The sequence below is a fragment of the Eisenbergiella tayi genome (assembly GCF_001881565.1).
Taxonomy (GTDB): domain Bacteria; phylum Bacillota; class Clostridia; order Lachnospirales; family Lachnospiraceae; genus Eisenbergiella; species Eisenbergiella tayi.
In genome coordinates, this window is the sequence record NZ_MPDJ01000010.1 from 1 (window position 1) to 16,195 (window position 16,195).

The 16,195-nt window shown below is 43.9% G+C and carries 18 protein-coding genes and 1 pseudogene; 7 read left to right on the forward strand and 12 right to left on the reverse strand.

Annotation, left to right across the window (positions count from 1 at the left end; genetic code table 11):
• Both BLA28_RS27200 and BLA28_RS27205 read left to right on the forward strand, forming a co-directional pair.
• Positions 1-414 (forward strand): ABC transporter ATP-binding protein (locus BLA28_RS27200; protein WP_141703002.1); only part of this gene is annotated, 414 nt, incomplete at its 5' end.
• Positions 411-2,885 (forward strand): ABC transporter permease, encoded by a 2,475-nt coding sequence (locus BLA28_RS27205; protein WP_069159442.1) that lies wholly within the window; start codon positions 411-413, stop codon positions 2,883-2,885. The genes BLA28_RS27200 and BLA28_RS27205, both read left to right, overlap by 4 nt.
• A gap of 15 nt (positions 2,886-2,900) precedes the next feature.
• Here the strand turns inward: BLA28_RS27205 and BLA28_RS27210 are convergent, their stop codons facing one another.
• Positions 2,901-3,953 (reverse strand): tyrosine-type recombinase/integrase, encoded by a 1,053-nt coding sequence (locus BLA28_RS27210; RefSeq protein ID WP_069159443.1) that lies wholly within the window; start codon positions 3,951-3,953, stop codon positions 2,901-2,903.
• A gap of 42 nt (positions 3,954-3,995) precedes the next feature.
• Positions 3,996-4,733, reverse strand: coding sequence for a tRNA lysidine(34) synthetase (locus BLA28_RS27215; protein WP_069159444.1), 738 nt, complete (start codon positions 4,731-4,733; stop codon positions 3,996-3,998).
• 198 nt (positions 4,734-4,931) lie between these two features.
• On the opposite strand from BLA28_RS27215, the gene BLA28_RS27220 reads away from it, so the two are divergent.
• Positions 4,932-6,218, forward strand: a complete 1,287-nt coding sequence (locus tag BLA28_RS27220) for an AI-2E family transporter (RefSeq protein ID WP_044971771.1) — start codon at positions 4,932-4,934, stop codon at positions 6,216-6,218.
• 24 nt (positions 6,219-6,242) lie between these two features.
• Positions 6,243-6,692, forward strand: coding sequence for a D-aminoacyl-tRNA deacylase (dtd, locus tag BLA28_RS27225; RefSeq protein ID WP_069159445.1), 450 nt, complete (start codon positions 6,243-6,245; stop codon positions 6,690-6,692).
• Positions 6,693-6,808: 116 nt separating this feature from the next.
• Here the strand turns inward: dtd and BLA28_RS27230 are convergent, their stop codons facing one another.
• Positions 6,809-7,297 carry a zinc ribbon domain-containing protein gene (locus BLA28_RS27230; protein ID WP_069152430.1) on the reverse strand — a complete coding sequence of 163 codons (489 nt, stop codon included), beginning with the start codon at positions 7,295-7,297 and terminating at the stop codon, positions 6,809-6,811.
• Between the two features lie 88 nt (positions 7,298-7,385).
• Here BLA28_RS27230 and BLA28_RS34730 point away from each other — a divergent pair.
• A pseudogene (locus BLA28_RS34730) lies at positions 7,386-7,517 on the forward strand (ATP-binding cassette domain-containing protein); the annotation flags it as partial.
• 60 nt (positions 7,518-7,577) lie between these two features.
• Positions 7,578-7,772, forward strand: coding sequence for a hypothetical protein (locus tag BLA28_RS34585; RefSeq protein ID WP_069159446.1), 195 nt, complete (start codon positions 7,578-7,580; stop codon positions 7,770-7,772).
• Positions 7,773-8,473: 701 nt separating this feature from the next.
• On the opposite strand, the gene BLA28_RS27240 is transcribed toward BLA28_RS34585, so the two are convergent.
• Entirely contained in the window at positions 8,474-9,394 is a 921-nt protein-coding gene (locus BLA28_RS27240; protein ID WP_069159447.1) for a helix-turn-helix transcriptional regulator, read from the reverse strand.
• Between the two features lie 202 nt (positions 9,395-9,596).
• Here BLA28_RS27240 and BLA28_RS27245 point away from each other — a divergent pair, with 202 nt between their 5' ends.
• Entirely contained in the window at positions 9,597-10,853 is a 1,257-nt protein-coding gene (locus BLA28_RS27245; RefSeq protein WP_069159448.1) for a galactokinase, read from the forward strand.
• A gap of 55 nt (positions 10,854-10,908) precedes the next feature.
• Here BLA28_RS27245 and BLA28_RS27250 read toward each other — a convergent pair whose 3' ends face one another.
• From BLA28_RS27250 to BLA28_RS27280, 8 genes are all read right to left on the reverse strand, one after another.
• Positions 10,909-11,262: an MGMT family protein gene (locus BLA28_RS27250; RefSeq protein WP_069159449.1), complete on the reverse strand. Its 354-nt coding sequence runs from the start codon at positions 11,260-11,262 to the stop codon at positions 10,909-10,911.
• A gap of 19 nt (positions 11,263-11,281) precedes the next feature.
• Entirely contained in the window at positions 11,282-11,407 is a 126-nt protein-coding gene (locus tag BLA28_RS34465) for a hypothetical protein (RefSeq protein ID WP_009252752.1), read from the reverse strand.
• Positions 11,408-11,617: 210 nt separating this feature from the next.
• Positions 11,618-12,259 carry a cytidylate kinase-like family protein gene (locus BLA28_RS27255; RefSeq protein ID WP_009252753.1) on the reverse strand — a complete coding sequence of 214 codons (642 nt, stop codon included), beginning with the start codon at positions 12,257-12,259 and terminating at the stop codon, positions 11,618-11,620.
• Between the two features lie 135 nt (positions 12,260-12,394).
• The gene (locus BLA28_RS27260) at positions 12,395-12,937 is read right to left on the reverse strand and encodes a hypothetical protein (protein WP_071699665.1); all 543 of its coding nucleotides are present in this window, start codon (positions 12,935-12,937) and stop codon (positions 12,395-12,397) included.
• A gap of 44 nt (positions 12,938-12,981) precedes the next feature.
• Positions 12,982-13,905 (reverse strand): RluA family pseudouridine synthase, encoded by a 924-nt coding sequence (locus BLA28_RS27265; RefSeq protein ID WP_069159451.1) that lies wholly within the window; start codon positions 13,903-13,905, stop codon positions 12,982-12,984.
• 10 nt (positions 13,906-13,915) lie between these two features.
• Positions 13,916-14,491, reverse strand: coding sequence for a signal peptidase II (gene lspA / locus BLA28_RS27270; protein ID WP_009252756.1), 576 nt, complete (start codon positions 14,489-14,491; stop codon positions 13,916-13,918).
• A complete protein-coding gene (aroB, locus tag BLA28_RS27275; RefSeq protein ID WP_069152422.1) occupies positions 14,484-15,593 on the reverse strand; it encodes a 3-dehydroquinate synthase in 1,110 nt (369 codons plus the stop codon). Before aroB ends, lspA begins: the two co-directional genes overlap by 8 nt.
• Before the next feature lie 91 nt (positions 15,594-15,684).
• Positions 15,685-16,191, reverse strand: a complete 507-nt coding sequence (locus BLA28_RS27280) for a cell division protein SepF (protein ID WP_009252760.1) — start codon at positions 16,189-16,191, stop codon at positions 15,685-15,687.
• Positions 16,192-16,195 lie beyond the last annotated feature (4 nt).

The window sequence follows — 16,195 nt, forward strand, 5'->3', positions numbered from 1 at the left end:
ATAGGCTTTATTTTTCAGGATTACAATCTGGTGCCTTCTTTGAATGTATGGGAAAATATTGTGCTCCCTATAGGCCTGGACGGGAAAAAAGCGGATCGGGAATTCGTAACCTCAGTTATTGAGAGTATCGGTATAGCGGATAAAATAAAGGCTCTTCCCGGCACCCTGTCAGGCGGGCAGCAGCAGCGTGTTGCCATTGCCAGAGCCCTGGCTTCACGTCCTGCCATTATCCTTGCGGATGAACCTACCGGCAATCTGGATTCCAGAACGGAAATGGAGGTCATATCTCTTTTGAAATCCTGCGTGGCTGATTACTGTCAGACCCTGGTCATGATAACGCATGATGAGACTGTCGCGCAAATGGCCGACCGTATTCTCATCATTGAAGATGGAAGGGTGGTGGCAAATCAATGAATACCATTAATACCACAGCCTGGGCAAATTTGAAAAAGAATAAAGGCCGTAATATTCTTATGGGTATAGCAATACTGCTGACGACTTTTCTTATCTTTACCATTACCACATTAGGCAGCGGAATGATCCGTCTGCAGTTTGAGGCTGCCAATCAGCTTTATCCTGCCTATCATTTTATGTATCGGAGCGTCAGCGAAAAAACAGCTGAGGATTTGTCTCATCATGCGGATATTGCAGACCTGGGTCTTCGGCAGGATACGGCGGAGATAATACTGGAAAATGCCAGATGCCACCTTATTTATCTGGATAAAACCGGGATAGAGCTGGGGAAGCTTGACCTTGAAGACGGCCGTTTTCCTTCATCGGGAGATGATATGGCAATTTCGGAAGGGATGCTGCAGGAACTTGGGCTCAGCGCGAAAATAGGAGACACTGTAACTCTCAGCTTTCAGCCGTTAGAAGCCAGCGGCCTGGGGTATGAACAGCAGAAAACCTTCACTATATGCGGTATCCTTCCCACCCCTGAAGCAGAAGATGATATCGCTTACTATTCTGCTTTGGTTTCCCGGGATTTCGTGGAAGAAACTCTCAGGGAACCCGATCGTTTATACAGAACTATGATCCGGCTGCAGAATCCTGAAGATATGACAACAAATGAAATCCTTTATAAAGCAGAATCCATTGCCCGCACTTTTTCCATACCCGAAGAGAATCTTTCAGAAAATACTGCGTATCTGGTGGCCAATTATATCGACCCTGCCTTTTATACAACGCTTATTGGTATTCTCATTGTGGTAGTGCTGGCAGGAATCATTACCATTTACAGTATTTATTATGTGTCTACCATGTACAAGGTACAGGAGTACGGAAAATTAAAGGCATTGGGGGCTACACAGAGGCAGGTGCAGGCCATTGTATTCCGGGAAGGAATCTTTACGGCAGTATTCGCTGTTCCGCCGGGAATTGTCCTGGGAATGGCTGCTTCTCTGAGCGGTCTGTCCTTCCTGCTGAACAGCTTTGCCCGTGATGGTCTTTTAGGCAATACCCTGAAGGACATATACGGGAACGGGGAGATTGCTCTGTTTCAGCCCTGGATTTATATTTTTGCTATCATTATGGCATTATGTACAACGGCAATATCCCTTCTGCGCCCGGTTCATATTGCAGGCAGGATTTCCCCTGTGGAGGCCATGCGCTATGATGGTCTCGGGGTATCTCCTGGCAAGGCTAAATCCAGAAAGGGTTATGAAGATGTCAGTCTGTTCCGGCTTATGAAAGCAAACCTTTCACGCAATAAAAAACGGACTTTGATAACACTTGTATCCCTGAGTATAACAGGTATTCTTTTTCTTGGGGTTTCCACTATTTTATCCTGTGCCAATCCGGAGGAAATTGCCCATGATGAAATTCTGTATGATCTGGATCTTTCCATTTATTCTGTCAGCGGTGATCGGATGCGGCCTGAATACGACTGGAGAGCTATCCAGCAGCAGAATCCTCTGGATGACAGCCTGATGCTTCGTATTGGAAATATGCCCGGTGTCTCTTCGGTTATCAGCCATCAGAATACCAGCATACTTCTGCAGGATGTATATGATGGGGATTCACTCAGGAGAACCTCCATTTCAGGAATCCCCCGGGTACTGGCCGATACAATGGAAGCTTCTGTCATAGAGGGAAATGTTACCTATGATGAACTGCTTGAGGGGAACAAGATAATCCTGAATAAGAAGGCTTTTATATGGTCGCCGGACTGGAAGGTTGGAAGTATGATAAGGATGATTGTCCAGGACGGGGAAAAAGAAATTCCGATGGAATTCCAGGTGGCGGCAATAGCGGATCCTCCGGTCAGCCTATATCATTATTCGGCCTTCATGCTTCCTTCATCCGTACTGGAAGAAATATGCAGCAATAATCAAACCAATAGTCTCTCCATAGCGGTTGAAAAAGAAAAGCTTAACCCGGTGGAGGAGAGCCTGAGGGCAATAACAGATGAAAATCCTTTCCTGAAACTGCATACCTTTGAGGAAACGAAGAAGGAACAGGAAGAACTGACAGCTTTTTTATCTGCCGTATGTTATATTTTCCTGGCTGTTCTGGGAAGCATCTGTATTATGAATCTGATCAATACCATGGTAAACAGTGTTTATGTACGCAGACGGGAACTGGGCATGATGCAGGCTCTGGGATTGTCGGAAAAACAGCTGTTCACGCTGTTTCAGATGGAAGGCCTTTTTTATACACTTGGAACACTGCTTTTATCCCTGGTTTTTGGCAGTATTGCCGGTTTCCTGTTCTTCCGGTGGGCCAGGGACACGGGCTTCTTAAGTATTGTCAGCTTTCATTATCCCTTTGCACAAACGCTGCTTTTATTCCTCGTCATTATGATCGTACAATTTGGACTGACATGGATACTGGCCCGAAGCTTTCGGAAACAGAGTATTATCGAAAGAATAAAATTTAGTACCTGAATACAAAAAAGGGAGCTACGGCTCCCTTAATTTAACGGCTTTTGCCGCTTTCCGTTTATTTTCATCCTGCATGGCAGCATAGTGCTTTCTGGTGGTATTCACATCCTTATGGCCCAGGACATCGGCCACAAGGTAGATATCCCCTGTTTCCCTGTACAGATTCGTACCGTAAGTGCTGCGCAGCTTATGCGGGGTAATTTTTTTCATGGATGTTACTTTAGAGGCATACTTCTTAACCAGATTCTCAACGCTGCGAACGGTAAGCCTGCGGTTCTGCATGGAGAGGAAAAAAGCATTTTCATGGCCGGAGAGAGGAATAATCCGTTCCCGTTCCTCCAGATAATCCTGCAGGGCCGCGGAAACCTCCTCGCCAAAATATACGATATCCTCATACCCGCCTTTCCTGCGTACTTTCAGGCGCTGGTTGTCAAAATCAACATCCTGGATATCCAGCCCCACACATTCAGACACCCGGATACCGGTCCCCAGCAGAAGAGTGAGAAGCGCCAAATCCCTCACCCTGGTCTTATCATGATAACGCTGCTCGTTCTTGGTTAGCTTGTTTCCTTCCTCCACTTCATCCAGAAGAACCGCTACTTCGTTAGGCTCCATCCTGACGATTTCCTTTTCGTGAAGCTTGGGAAGCGGAACAAGGACTGCAGGATTGTTCTCAATTAGTTCATTCCGGAAGTAGTAATTGTAAAAGCTTCTGAGAGAGGCCAGCTTTCTCTTTTTTCCCCGTTCATCATTGGTGTATTCTACGCCGTCCTTAACATAATAGGAGAGATATTCCATATACTCCTCTATGTCCTCCCTTCCGATTTCATCCAGGATGGAAAGAGGAAAGTCTACAATATCTTTTTTGCGGTATACCCCATTGGTTTCATGGATAAACTCAAAGAAAACCTTTAAATCATAGGCGTAGGCTATCCGTGTCCGGGAGGCGGTCACATCCTCGATCCCGCGGAAAAACTGTTTGCAGAAGGGCGGGAGGCAGGCCAGCAGCTCCCGGAGCTTCAGAATATTTTTTTTATTCAGTTCATCATGGTAATTTTTGTTTTCGGCCATTTTTATTCCTCCCCGGCAAAACCGTTCCATTGAAAAGTATTATTATCTGCGCAGGGTATCCGGCGGCGGCCAGCCTGTCATATTGCCATCCTGTATTGCGGTAAACATCCGTTCCTTTACCCCCGGATTCTCCTGGTTCAGCTTTTTCAAAAGCTGTTTCACATATTCCCTTTTGGTATAGCCGTCGGCAGGGCAGGGGCTTTTAACAACAGGCACCTGGTTTTTAGTGACAAATCCGATAACATCCGCTTCATTCATATACATCAGCGGCCGTATTACCGTCAGATCCATTCTGTCCAGATAGGTTACCGGGCTGAAGGTATGGAAACGGCCTTCATAAATCAGGGACATGAGCATTGTTTCCACCACATCATCCTTATGATGAGCATATGCCACCTTATTGCAGCCTTCCTTTTTAATGGCCTCATTCAGGGCTCCCTTTCTCATTTTAGCACAAAGAGAGCAGGGATTGGATTCTTTTCGCTGTTCAAATATAATATTGGCAATATCCGTTTTTACAATGGTATAAGGGATCTGCAGTTCCTGTGAGCAAATTGCTTCTATACGGCTTAAATCGAGATTGCCGAAGCCCAGATCCACGGTTACCGCATGAATATCAAAATGTTTCGGATAAAAACGCCGCAGTGCGTGAAGCGCGTAGAGCAGTGTCAGAGAATCCTTGCCGCCGGATATCCCAACAGCAATTTTATCCCCTTCTTCAATCATGTGATAATCGTCCACCGCTTTCCGGACATAGCTTAAAACCTGTTGCAGTCTCATATGTAATCCTTTCTTCTATACAAAATTTGCTGCTTTATAAATCCTAAATAGATATTATACAATTATTTTAGAATAATTTCATTAATTTTGCTTAATTTTTTAAGTGCGGTGGTATATAATGTTCTTACTGACCTACATAAATGGAAGCAAAGCATTCCATGGAAGTATAACATTCCAAGTAAAAGGAGACCATTTTATATGAAATTCCGCTGGGACAAAAAATATCTTTATTGGGGCATCACGGCCCTCCTTGTCATAGGGGCCAGTATATGCCTCTTTTTCTTGATGTTCCGGGGCGCCAATTTCAAAGACGGCGTGGCCCAAATTATTTCTATTGCCATGCCGATTATTGATGGCCTGGTTCTGGCCTATCTGCTCACTCCGGTTCTGAACTTTATAGAAAAGCAAGCTCTCAGGCATGTTTTCAAAAAAGGACGGCAGGCCCTGACAGATAAGCAGAAAAAATATCTGCGTATGTCCGCAATAGTACTGACATTGCTGTTTGTGGTTCTTATTATTTACGCATTCAGCTCCGTAGTGCTCCCGCAGCTGTTCAAGAGCATTCAGAGTATTGTGTTCCAATTCCCCGTTTATGTAAATAACCTTACCGCATGGCTCCAGAAGGTTCTGGCGGATAATCCGGAAGTGGAATCCTACATTAATGATCTCATCAACACTTATACACCTGAACTCAGAAGCTGGATGAACGATACCCTGCTGCCTCAGATGAACGCTGTCCTCAAAGTCGTTTCCAACTATGCTTTTAACGTACTTAAGGCATTGTGGAACATGATTATCGGCCTGATCATATCCGTATATATTATGGGAAGCAAGGAGAAGTTCATCGGCCAGGCAAAAAAAGCCATTTATTCCGCCATGGATATCAAGCGTGCCAATTCCTTTATTGAAGACATTCGGTTTGTACACCGTACCTTCGGCGGATTTATCAGCGGTAAGCTTCTGGATTCCTTACTTATCGGAATCCTCTGCTTTGCCGGAACAAGTATTATGGGAACCCCTTATCCGGTGCTTATCAGTGTTATCATCGGTGTTACCAATATCGTACCTTTCTTTGGACCTTACCTGGGTGCCATTCCCAGTGCGCTCCTGATATTGATGATCGATCCCATACAGTGCCTTTATTTCCTTATTTTCATTTTGGTTCTGCAGCAGTTTGACGGAAATATACTCGGCCCTAAAATCCTGGGAGACTCCACCGGGCTTTCCAGCTTCTGGGTTATTTTTTCCATCACAATTTTCGGCGGTTTTATGGGTGTGCCGGGAATGGTAATCGGCGTACCAACCTTCGCAGTTATCTACGCTCTGTGCAGACGCTGGATTAACCGCAATCTGGCCAAGAAGAAGCTGCCTACGGAAACCGAGGAATACAAGGAACTGGGCCGAATTGATGAAACGAGCAAAGAGTTCATTCCTTGTCATCCGGCTGAGGAATCTGAAGAAAAGCAGTCCAAAGAAGACAAATAATATAGAACAGGAGAAGCAGTCCCCATGAAGTTTGTTATTCAAAGAGTCAGCCATGCAAGTGTCACTGTAGAGCAGGAAATTGTAGGATCCATTCAAAAGGGGTTTCTGGTTCTGATTGGTGTAAATAATTCGGATACGGAGGGCATTGCCGACAAAATGCTCCGTAAGCTTCTGAACCTGCGGATATTCGAGGATGAGAACGGCAAAACAAATCTGTCGTTGAAGGATGTAAACGGCGGTTTACTGCTTGTTTCCCAGTTTACCCTGTATGCGGACTGTAAAAAAGGCAACAGACCGTCTTTTGTAAAAGCAGGCTCTCCCGAACATGCCGAACAGCTGTATGAATATATGAAGCATTCCTGTAAAAAGGAAGGTTATCCTGTGGAATGCGGTATCTTCGGAGCCCATATGAAAATAGAACTTGAAAATGACGGGCCATTTACAATTGTGCTGGATTCTGATGAGCTTATGTAACAGCATTCTGAAAGCCACCCGGCATGAGCCGGACGGATGCAGGATTTATAAAAAAGGAGGCGTAAACGACAGCTTTAAAATACTGTTGTTTCGCCTCCTTTCTGTTTGGCAGCATGCTATTCAGAAGCTATTGCAGTGCCTGAAGTATCCTTCCATCTCTTTAACGTTGGCAGAAATTCCATAAGCGCAGATCTTGCTTCCTGTTCTGTTAACTGCAGCCCGACAGACTTATTCCATTCATCCAAATCCCGCAGATTCAGTTCAATCATTTCCTCCATAGTAATATCCTGAGCGAATTTTCCATGCTGATAACAAAAAGAGCAGTATTCCTCTGATTTGCTGCCATCGCATTCTGTTCCTTTATCACTGTCCTTTTCCAGAACCAGACCGCAGCTCTGGCATTGTCCTACCGTATGTCCCAGCAAATAATCTACCGACACCTCAAAGGTTTCAGCTATTAATTTGAGTGTATCTATATTAGGAATTGTGTCTCCGTTTTCCCAGCGGGAAACAGCCTGTCTGGTTACTGATAATCTCCTGGCAAACTCATCCTGGGATATATTCAGTTTTTTACGTAATTCTAAAATTGCTTCCATTGTCTCCATTCATACATTCCTCCTTTTTGTAATCTTAGCATAGAGTATAAAAGAAATACAAGCAACACGTTGTTGCCCCTCTTGACGCCTTGATAAGCTGCCGAAGGAGCTTGCGACGGCATTATATAAGGATTTTGATGAGAAAGGTGTTGCTATTTCCGGGGGAGAAGCACAGAAGATTGCGCTAGCCAGAGCTTTATATAAAGATGCGCCATTTATCATACTTGATGAGCCTACAGCGGCGCTTGATCCAATCGCGGAATTCGAAGTATACAGCAGGATGAATCAAATGATAGGAGAGAAGTCAGCCGTATTTATTTCGCACAGATTGTCTTCCTGCCGTTTCTGCCATGATATCGTTGTTTTCCACAGGGGCAGTCTGATTCAGCGCGGCAGCCATAATGTGCTGGTAAACGACAAATCTGGAATGTATTACAAGCTGTGGAATGCTCAGGCACAATATTATAAGGTGGAAGAAGAATGAGAACTGCCTGGTCTTTCATGATGAGGAAAAAGGTATTTGTTAATTTATTAACATTCGAAAGGGAAGAGTAAAGTATTTATTTTTCATGTATGTAATCTATTTATGGGTTATTATTTAAGTAAACGTGATAACTATTTCTTTTATTTGTATCGTAAAATAAGAAGGTGGTAAAATTATGATTTAGATTCTCAGTTTTATTGTTATTAGGTATAATCCAGGTATAGACTTATCAATGATTATTGGAATAAAATTTACAATATGCTGTTGTAATTCTATATGTGTAATAGCTATGACTTTTAAAGTATAAATGTAGTGCAGCCTACAATATTATCTCTGGCATTGAGAGAGCTTTATCCCCAACACAAATCTATCAGGGCTGTTATCCTGATATAATATTGAAGAATGTAAATCTATTAATATTGAGATTATGTTTGGAATGGTTAGATCTTAATATAAACGTACAGAGGAATAACTATACTAAGAGAGCCTCTACTAAGTTGTCTGACAAGACTGAGGGAATTAGATTATTTAAGAGAACGTGGCTTTAACCCTGTTTTTGACCACATCTATTCGTTAAACTTGTGTTTTGCGAATAGTCCTAAGTTTATGCTATGATGCCATTCTACCCAGTTCCTCATACAGCGCAACCAGACCCCTTACAAATCATCCCGTCATACGTCAATAGAATTAAGGTCAAAACGCTACATTAACATTGAATTTCGCTTCCTATATTCCCTCGGAGAACAGCCTTTTACCCGGTGAAACACCTTGGAAAAATAATTGGAGTCGGCAAAGCCAACTCTCAGTGCAATCTCTGTGAGACTGTCTTTGCCGTCCAATACATCAGGCAGACTCTGTTCGATCCGGTACTTCAGTATATAATCAAATAAAGATTCCTTCATATAATTCTTAAAAATTCTGCAGCATTCACTTTTACATATATGCACATGCTGTGCAATATCTTCCAGTTCCAGCTTTCTGGCATAGTTCTCCTGTATAAAAGAAAACATACAGCGGATCCGCTCGTAATTTTTTTCATCTATACTCCTGCATTCTGTTCCTTCGACACTGCAGTTCTCCAGTATAAGAAGCCATATGTGAAGAAGCTGTTCCTGAATCCGCAGTTCATAAAACGGACGGCGGCTCTCACTTTCTTCAATAATATTGCGGAGGCCTTCCACAACTTCTTCCTGCCAGATTTCAGAAGAGTCAAAATGAATGGCTGCCAATCCTCTGTGATGAAGAACCGGAGCCACATATTTTTCCTGGATAAGGCTTCCCTCGTACCCATACAGCAGCCTTGGCGCAAAGGTAATGGAAATGTATTCACAGTCCGTTTCATCCGCCATATGGCCGGAATGCAGCGTTGAGGAGTTGCCAAACAAGGCCTCCCCCTCTTTCATAAGAAAACACCGGTCATTAACCTGATAGATCATACGGCCTTCCGTGATAAGCGTAAATTCTATTTCGCTGTGCCAATGCCACAGAAAAGAACCTGTATCGTAACCGGACAGACTTTCATAGCTCACCAGAAAGGGAAAGGGATAACTGCCGTGTTCCTTAAGTTCTTTTTGAGAGGGATTCGTTATAATCTGCGTCTTTCCTGTTTTCGATGTTTTCATAATCTTCCCTCCTCTTTCTAAGTAAAGGGTATCATTTCTTAATTATAAATGCAATTCTTTTTATATGAGAAACGCAATATATTCCCTATACTGCGCATGATTATTAAGGTCTTCCCCCATAAATCAGATATAATGAATTTATCAGAGACGTCTCGGTAAACAATGAAATAAATTGAGCCTGAACAAATGAAAGGGGTAAATAATGCTTAAGATTACTGACACATTCAAACAAAGTCTTTTGGAAGTCTATGGAGAAAAGGAAAACAGCTGTGAACGTTTCATGGCGCTGACTAAGAAATACAAAGAATATTTTCATATGGAGGAACCAGAATATTTTACTTCTCCCGGCCGTATGGAACTCATCGGCAACCACACGGATCATAATGGAGGCAAGGTTTTGGCGGCAAGCATACAGATGGATACGATAGCGGCTGCAGGGCCGAACCGGACAGAAACGGTAACTATTTTAAGTGAAGGCTATGAACAGCCTTTTATGCTCAATCTGGAGAAGCTGGAGACCATTCCCGGCGATGAAGGGACTCTTTCACTGCTTGCCGGAATCTTTCAGGGATGCCGGGCCTGCGGCTTTCATGTACATGGGTTTCAGGCCTGCATTTCAACGAATGTACTCAGCGCAGCCGGCGTCAGTTCCTCCGCTTCATTTGAAATGCTGATATGTGCCATTATTAATTATTACTTCAATGAAAATAAAATGTCCTGCATTGATTATGCGCGCATAGGACGTTACGCGGAAAATCATTACTGGAATAAACAATCCGGATTGATGGATCAGCTTGCCTGTGCAGCTGGTGGCATGATTTTTCTGGATTTTTCCGACTCTGAAATCCCGAGTGTGGAAAGGATGGATCCGGAATCCATATTGGAAGGCTATGATATCATTTTGGTAAACACAGGGAAAGGACACGGAGATTTAAGCAGAGACTATTCTGAAATCCCGTCAGAAATGAAAAAGGCGGCTGCACAGATGGGAAAAACAGTGCTGTCGGAGGCGTCTCTCCCGCTTCTTCTGAAAAAGCTTCCCATGATCAGGGAAAACTGCGGTGATCGCTCCTTCCTTCGTTCTCTCCATTTTTATGAAGAAAATGATAGGGTGGATAAGGCCAAATCCGCCTTAATTAACAGAAATACGGAAGAACTGCTGGAGCTTATAAATGAATCCGGCAATTCCTCCTGGAAATACCTGCAGAACTGTCATATCCCGTCTGATACCACAGAAGAAAGCGTTTGCGTTGCCCTGGCTCTGTCGGAGCTGTTCATCCAAAATGCCGGACGGGGTGCCTGCCGTGTACATGGAGGCGGCTTTGCAGGAGTGATCCTCAGTATCATTCCGTCAGGGGCCTCACAGGACTATATCCGCTTTATGTCCGAGTATATGGGCGGAAAAAATATCTTCCGGATGTCTCTAAGAGATACAGGAGCCATACATTTGAAACAGTAATAGCCTATCAGCCCTATGAAAAAATTTCCAATTTATCACGGAGCCTGATATCTGTTTATATCCCCAGCCTGTCAAAGCATTCCTTCAAAGCCATCGCCTCTTCCATCGTGTTGTGCCAGCCATATTTTTTTAAATCCACTTTTCCGTCCTTTACTTCTACCCCTTCCCCTTCCAACAGCCATTTCTGCATGTCAGGGGTATCAAAAGCAGGGGCTCCGGTAAGGAGTCCCTGTGAATTTACCACACGATGGGCGGGCAGCTTCTCTCCTGCCAGTCCTCTGTTCAATGCATATCCTACCTGCCTGGAGTTCCTGGGCCTGCCACATAGAAGCGCCAGCTGTCCATAGGTTGCCACCTTTCCAAAAGGAATCGCTTCTCCTGCAAGGGCTAATCTTCTGTAAAAATCCATATTTTGTTATCCTTCTCTGTCAGTAAATAGTGCGAAAATACAGCAGGCTTTTTCGGAATGCATGAATCCCCAGTAAATATATCATCGTACATGCCGTACCGAGGGAGAAAAAGGTATAAAGCAGAGACTTTTGTTTCCTTGCCATGAATTACTCCTGATTGAAATTTATGGTTAATTGTCATCTGCAGTTATTGTTCCCCGGACAATAATATTCATGTTTTCTTTTAACAGCCTGTTTTTACCAGTATAGTTTACATAATATTTTTATGTAAACCTACCCGTTAATAATAAGAAAGAGAAGCTTCTCTAAGTGATCCGCTTCTCTTTCTTAAGTTCCAATTACAACACAGCAAAATTACGGCTCAGGGGTTACGCCGTTTAAAGCCTCAAAATCTTCGACCATCTGGACTATCAGTTTCACAGTGCCGTCAACACCCAGGACTGAACTGTTCAGACAGAAGTCATAGCTGTCTGCACGGCCCCACTTCTTGGAAGAATAATAATTATAGTAGCTCTGACGCTGCTTATCCTTCTTGGTTATCATTTCACGGGCTTTATCCTCAGTTAAATTGTATTTACGCATGATACGCTTGATCTTTACCTCTTCGTCACCATAGATGAAAAGATTGATGCAGTTCTTAAAATCATGAAGCGCATAATCTGCACAGCGGCCTACAATGATGCAGGGGCCTTCTTCCGCAACCTTCTTGATTGTATCAAACTGCGCAAGAAATACTTTATGGCTGATGGGCATATCCATAAAGGAAGATGCATTATAGCCGAAGGAATAGGTGTCCATGACCAGATTATAGAGGAAGGAGTTAGTAGGCCTCTCATCGTGGTTTTTAATCATCTCCTCACAAAAGCCGCTTTCCTTTGCCGCCCTAGTCAGAAGCTCCTTGTCTAAACATTTAATGCCAAAATATTCTGCTACCTTCTCGCCGATTTCCCGTCCGCCGGAACCAAACTGACGGCCTATTGTAATGATTGTATTCATACAACTACCTCCTTTTTAAAGGTAAGTAAGCTACCTTTTATAAACTTATTATATAGAAAAACTGACAAAACTTCAACGACAAAAGAAAAAATCTCCTCTGCCGGATTAACAGAGGAGCCAAATTGTGCTTTTTTTTCAGCTTTGCACGGCATTCTTTCCCTCGAAAATCTTCTGCAGAAAAGACCGCTTTTTTTCCGCAGAATGGCTGCAGACGATCTTTTGATCCTCCATGCTGGCAAGAACAAGCTGTCCCGTACAGAAGCCTCTCAACTTAAAATGATAATCTTTTTCAAAAGAATACCGTTTCACGGCTTTTATGGCATTTTTATCCGGCGGATACTGGGAAAGCAGAATAACGGTGAGAAAACTATATAAATGTTTCCTGTCAGGAATTCTTCCATCCTTTCGTACAAGCCTGGGTTCCATATAATCAGAAATAACAGTCAGGGCCTCATTCACATGATCCTGCGTTATTTTATCCGCTGTGAGGAATAAAATATGCTCATAGCCGGCAGATGCCCATAATTTCCCGTTTTTTTCAGGGTTCTGCTCTCTGATATCGGAAGTAAAATACCCGTATGCAGGATATTCCTTACCATCGATGTAGTAAGGCTTATATATATCATAGGTTTCTTCATATCTTAACAGCAATTGTTCAAGATATTCTGATGTTTCCATAGCGGCCCCTCTTCTTTTTTATTGGATACTGTCCTGAAATACACTTATCTGGGAAGTGTCTCAAGCAAATGACTGAAATAATCAGGCAAAGGAGCCGTGGTTTCCACGTATTCTCCGGAAACCGGATGGATAAAGCCAAGTGTCATGGCATGGAGTGTCTGCCCCTGCAGAACATAAGGCAGCGAATATTTCCTGTTTCCGTAAACCGTATCACCAAGCAGCGGATGCCCGATGGAGTCCATATGTACTCTGATCTGGTGGGTTCTGCCGGTTTCCAGACGGCATTCAATATAGGTATAGGCCCGAAAACGCTCCATCACCTTAATATGGGTGACTGCTTCCTTTCCATTCCTGACCCCGGCCGCCATCTTTTTCCTGTCTGTCGGATGCCTTCCCACAGGGCTGTTGATACACAGCTCCTCTTCCCTGATAACGCCATGAACTATGGCACGGTAACGCCGGACAATGGTATGATCCTTCAGCTGGGCGGCAATAGACAGATGAGCATTATCATTTTTACAGATAATCAGGCTGCCCGTGGTATCGCGGTCAATACGATGGACGATGCCGGGCCGCATGACTCCGTTGATTCCGGAAAGGCTGCCACGGCAATGATACATGACAGCATTTACCAGCGTCCCGCTGTAATGGCCTGCCGCCGGATGTACTACCATTCCCTTGGGCTTGTTAACCACCAGGACATCGTCATCCTCATACAGGATATCCAAAGGGATATTTTCCGCCTCAATATCCGGTTCTGCCGCTTCAGGAAGGGTAAAACAGATTTCATCCTCTGCCCGCAGCCTGTAATTAGCCTTAACCGGGATATTATTTACCAATACCTTCTGCTCCTTCATCATTTTCTGAATAAAGGAACGCGACAAAGAATCGATAAGTGACGCCATATACTTATCGATTCTTTCATCTTCATATTCTTCTGTCACCTGAAACCGAAATAAATCCGGCATATGCTATCCCCTACTCTTTTTCATTTTCCGGACTGTCTTCTTCCTTTGGAATACTTTGCTTCTGCTTAAATGACAGGAAACGGAAATCTTCATCCTTATATTTATTGCTGAATAAAATCAATATGGCTCCTACCACACAGGCAATGGAGACAAACATATCCGCCACATTAAAGATGGGAAAATCAATCAGACTGATATAAATGAAATCCACCACATAATCCAGTCTGATACGGTCTATCATATTTCCAACTGCCCCCACAGCCACACAGTCCAGCAAGATATGCAGGACACGGAATTTGCCGTCAGAAGGCATCTTAATCAGCGCATAGATAACTGCCGCCAGTATAACAGGCGTGATTATGAGGAAAAAGACTTTGGCTCCCTGCATCATCCCGAAAGCAGCGCCGCGGTTTTCCAGGTACCGCAGTTCCAGGACTCCTGGTATCAGGGATACAGGCTGGCTTCCCTTCAGATAAACCACCGCCAGATGTTTGGTGAACTGATCAAGCAGTATGCCCGCCAGAATCAGCAGGATATCCGGCAGCCATATGATTCTCTTTGGAATATTTTGTTTCCGGTTATTCATGTTCATCCTCTTCCGTAAAATTAATTTCGTCGATCGCCGCAAGAATTTCTTCCTCTGTTACCGTAGTATCCAGAACAGCTCTGCCGATCTTCTGAAGAAGTACGAACTTAATATGTCCTTCTTCCATTTTTTTATCCGATTTAGTCAGCGCAAGGATCTGTTCCCGATCCAAATCATCTACGGAAATAGGAAGATTGAAGGGAACAAACATATCCCTGATTTCGTAATACTCTTCCATAGAAAGAAGCTCTTTCTTCCAGGAGATAAAAGCCGCGGCCACACATCCAAGCGCAACACACTCCCCATGGGTAAGGGAAAAATCCTTGGCCTTTTCCACTGCATGGCCAATGGTATGTCCTAAATTCAGCAGGGCGCGCTCTCCTTTTTCCGTCGGATCATTTTCCACAATTTTACGTTTGATGTCACAGCTACGGCGTACCATCTCCTCCATGGCATCCGGTTCCCTGTCACAGATTTCATATAAATTGGCAACCAGCCATTCATAATACCTGGCATCACTGATAAGGGCAGATTTCATGGCTTCCGCGAACCCGCTGTAATACTGACGGGGCTCCAGAGTGGAAAGAGTGGAAAGATTCATATAAACAAGCCTGGGCATATGGAATGCTCCCACCATATTCTTGTATTGATCGAAATCAACGCCTGTTTTCCCTCCGATGCTGCTGTCCACCTGGGACAGCAATGTCGTGGGAATCTGTATAAAATCAATCCCCCGCAGATAGGTGGCGGCGGCAAAACCGGTCAGATCACCGGTCACTCCTCCTCCCAGCGCTGCAAGGCAGTCCTTCCTTGTATAGTGTTTTTCAATTAAAAAAGAATACAAAGCCTTTACCGTATCCAGGTTCTTATTCTCTTCTCCTGCTGAAAAAGTAAAGATGTCCGTATCCGCACACACAGAAGAAACTGCTTTTTCAACCTCACTTGCATAAAGCGCACCCACATTGGAATCTGTAACGATACACAGCTTCTTCTGTGCAAAATCCAACGCCTTCAGTTCTTCAGACAGCGCCTGAAAATCCCTTTCAAATATAATATCGTAGCAGGGCTTCTTCTGGTAGGAAACCGTCATTCTTTCCGACATAATGCCACCTCGTTCTATTGATATTTTTATCCTGTATCCCGCTCAAAAAGCGCCGCCTCACGACGACGCTTCTGAAAAACATCCTTCTTTGTCAGCTGGTGAATCCGGGAACATCTACCGAACCGCTGAAAATTTCCTGGAAATCTCCGGAAATATCCACACTGGCAGGTGTAATAATAAATATGTACTGGGAAATCTTCTGCAGATTCCCGCTGATTGCGAAGCAGGATCCTGAAGTAAAATCGATAATTCTCTGAGCTATATCCACATCCAGGCCTTCCAGGTTCAGCACGACCGTTCTGTTGGCAAGCAGCGTTTCCGTTATTTCTCTCGCATCCTCAATGCTTGTAGGTTTAATCACACATACCTCCATCCCGTTGCCGGCAGTCCGGCGGGGCTGTCTCATAGGAGTTACCTTGGGGGAAGCTTTCTTGGGCTTGTCTTCCTCCATAAATGGTTCCGCTTTCGCCTTAGGTGTTATTTTTGAGATTTTCTCTACCGGTTCATCATCGTCATAATAATCATCGTCGTCGTAATCATCATACTCTTCATCGCCATTCAGTTTCATATAACTCAAAAACTTGTCCATTACACCCATCGTG

Coding starts and splice junctions, on each gene's coding strand:
- BLA28_RS27205 (WP_069159442.1), top strand. CDS start 411: ATGAATACCATTAATACCACAGCCTGGGCAAATTTGAAAAAGAATAAA.
- BLA28_RS27210 (WP_069159443.1), bottom strand. CDS start 3,953: ATGGCCGAAAACAAAAATTACCATGATGAACTGAATAAAAAAAATATT.
- BLA28_RS27215 (WP_069159444.1), bottom strand. CDS start 4,733: ATGAGACTGCAACAGGTTTTAAGCTATGTCCGGAAAGCGGTGGACGAT.
- BLA28_RS27220 (WP_044971771.1), top strand. CDS start 4,932: ATGAAATTCCGCTGGGACAAAAAATATCTTTATTGGGGCATCACGGCC.
- dtd (WP_069159445.1), top strand. CDS start 6,243: ATGAAGTTTGTTATTCAAAGAGTCAGCCATGCAAGTGTCACTGTAGAG.
- BLA28_RS27230 (WP_069152430.1), bottom strand. CDS start 7,297: ATGGAGACAATGGAAGCAATTTTAGAATTACGTAAAAAACTGAATATA.
- BLA28_RS34585 (WP_069159446.1), top strand. CDS start 7,578: ATGATAGGAGAGAAGTCAGCCGTATTTATTTCGCACAGATTGTCTTCC.
- BLA28_RS27240 (WP_069159447.1), bottom strand. CDS start 9,394: ATGAAAACATCGAAAACAGGAAAGACGCAGATTATAACGAATCCCTCT.
- BLA28_RS27245 (WP_069159448.1), top strand. CDS start 9,597: ATGCTTAAGATTACTGACACATTCAAACAAAGTCTTTTGGAAGTCTAT.
- BLA28_RS27250 (WP_069159449.1), bottom strand. CDS start 11,262: ATGGATTTTTACAGAAGATTAGCCCTTGCAGGAGAAGCGATTCCTTTT.
- BLA28_RS34465 (WP_009252752.1), bottom strand. CDS start 11,407: ATGGCAAGGAAACAAAAGTCTCTGCTTTATACCTTTTTCTCCCTCGGT.
- BLA28_RS27255 (WP_009252753.1), bottom strand. CDS start 12,259: ATGAATACAATCATTACAATAGGCCGTCAGTTTGGTTCCGGCGGACGG.
- BLA28_RS27260 (WP_071699665.1), bottom strand. CDS start 12,937: ATGGAAACATCAGAATATCTTGAACAATTGCTGTTAAGATATGAAGAA.
- BLA28_RS27265 (WP_069159451.1), bottom strand. CDS start 13,905: ATGCCGGATTTATTTCGGTTTCAGGTGACAGAAGAATATGAAGATGAA.
- lspA (WP_009252756.1), bottom strand. CDS start 14,491: ATGAATAACCGGAAACAAAATATTCCAAAGAGAATCATATGGCTGCCG.
- aroB (WP_069152422.1), bottom strand. CDS start 15,593: ATGTCGGAAAGAATGACGGTTTCCTACCAGAAGAAGCCCTGCTACGAT.
- BLA28_RS27280 (WP_009252760.1), bottom strand. CDS start 16,191: ATGGGTGTAATGGACAAGTTTTTGAGTTATATGAAACTGAATGGCGAT.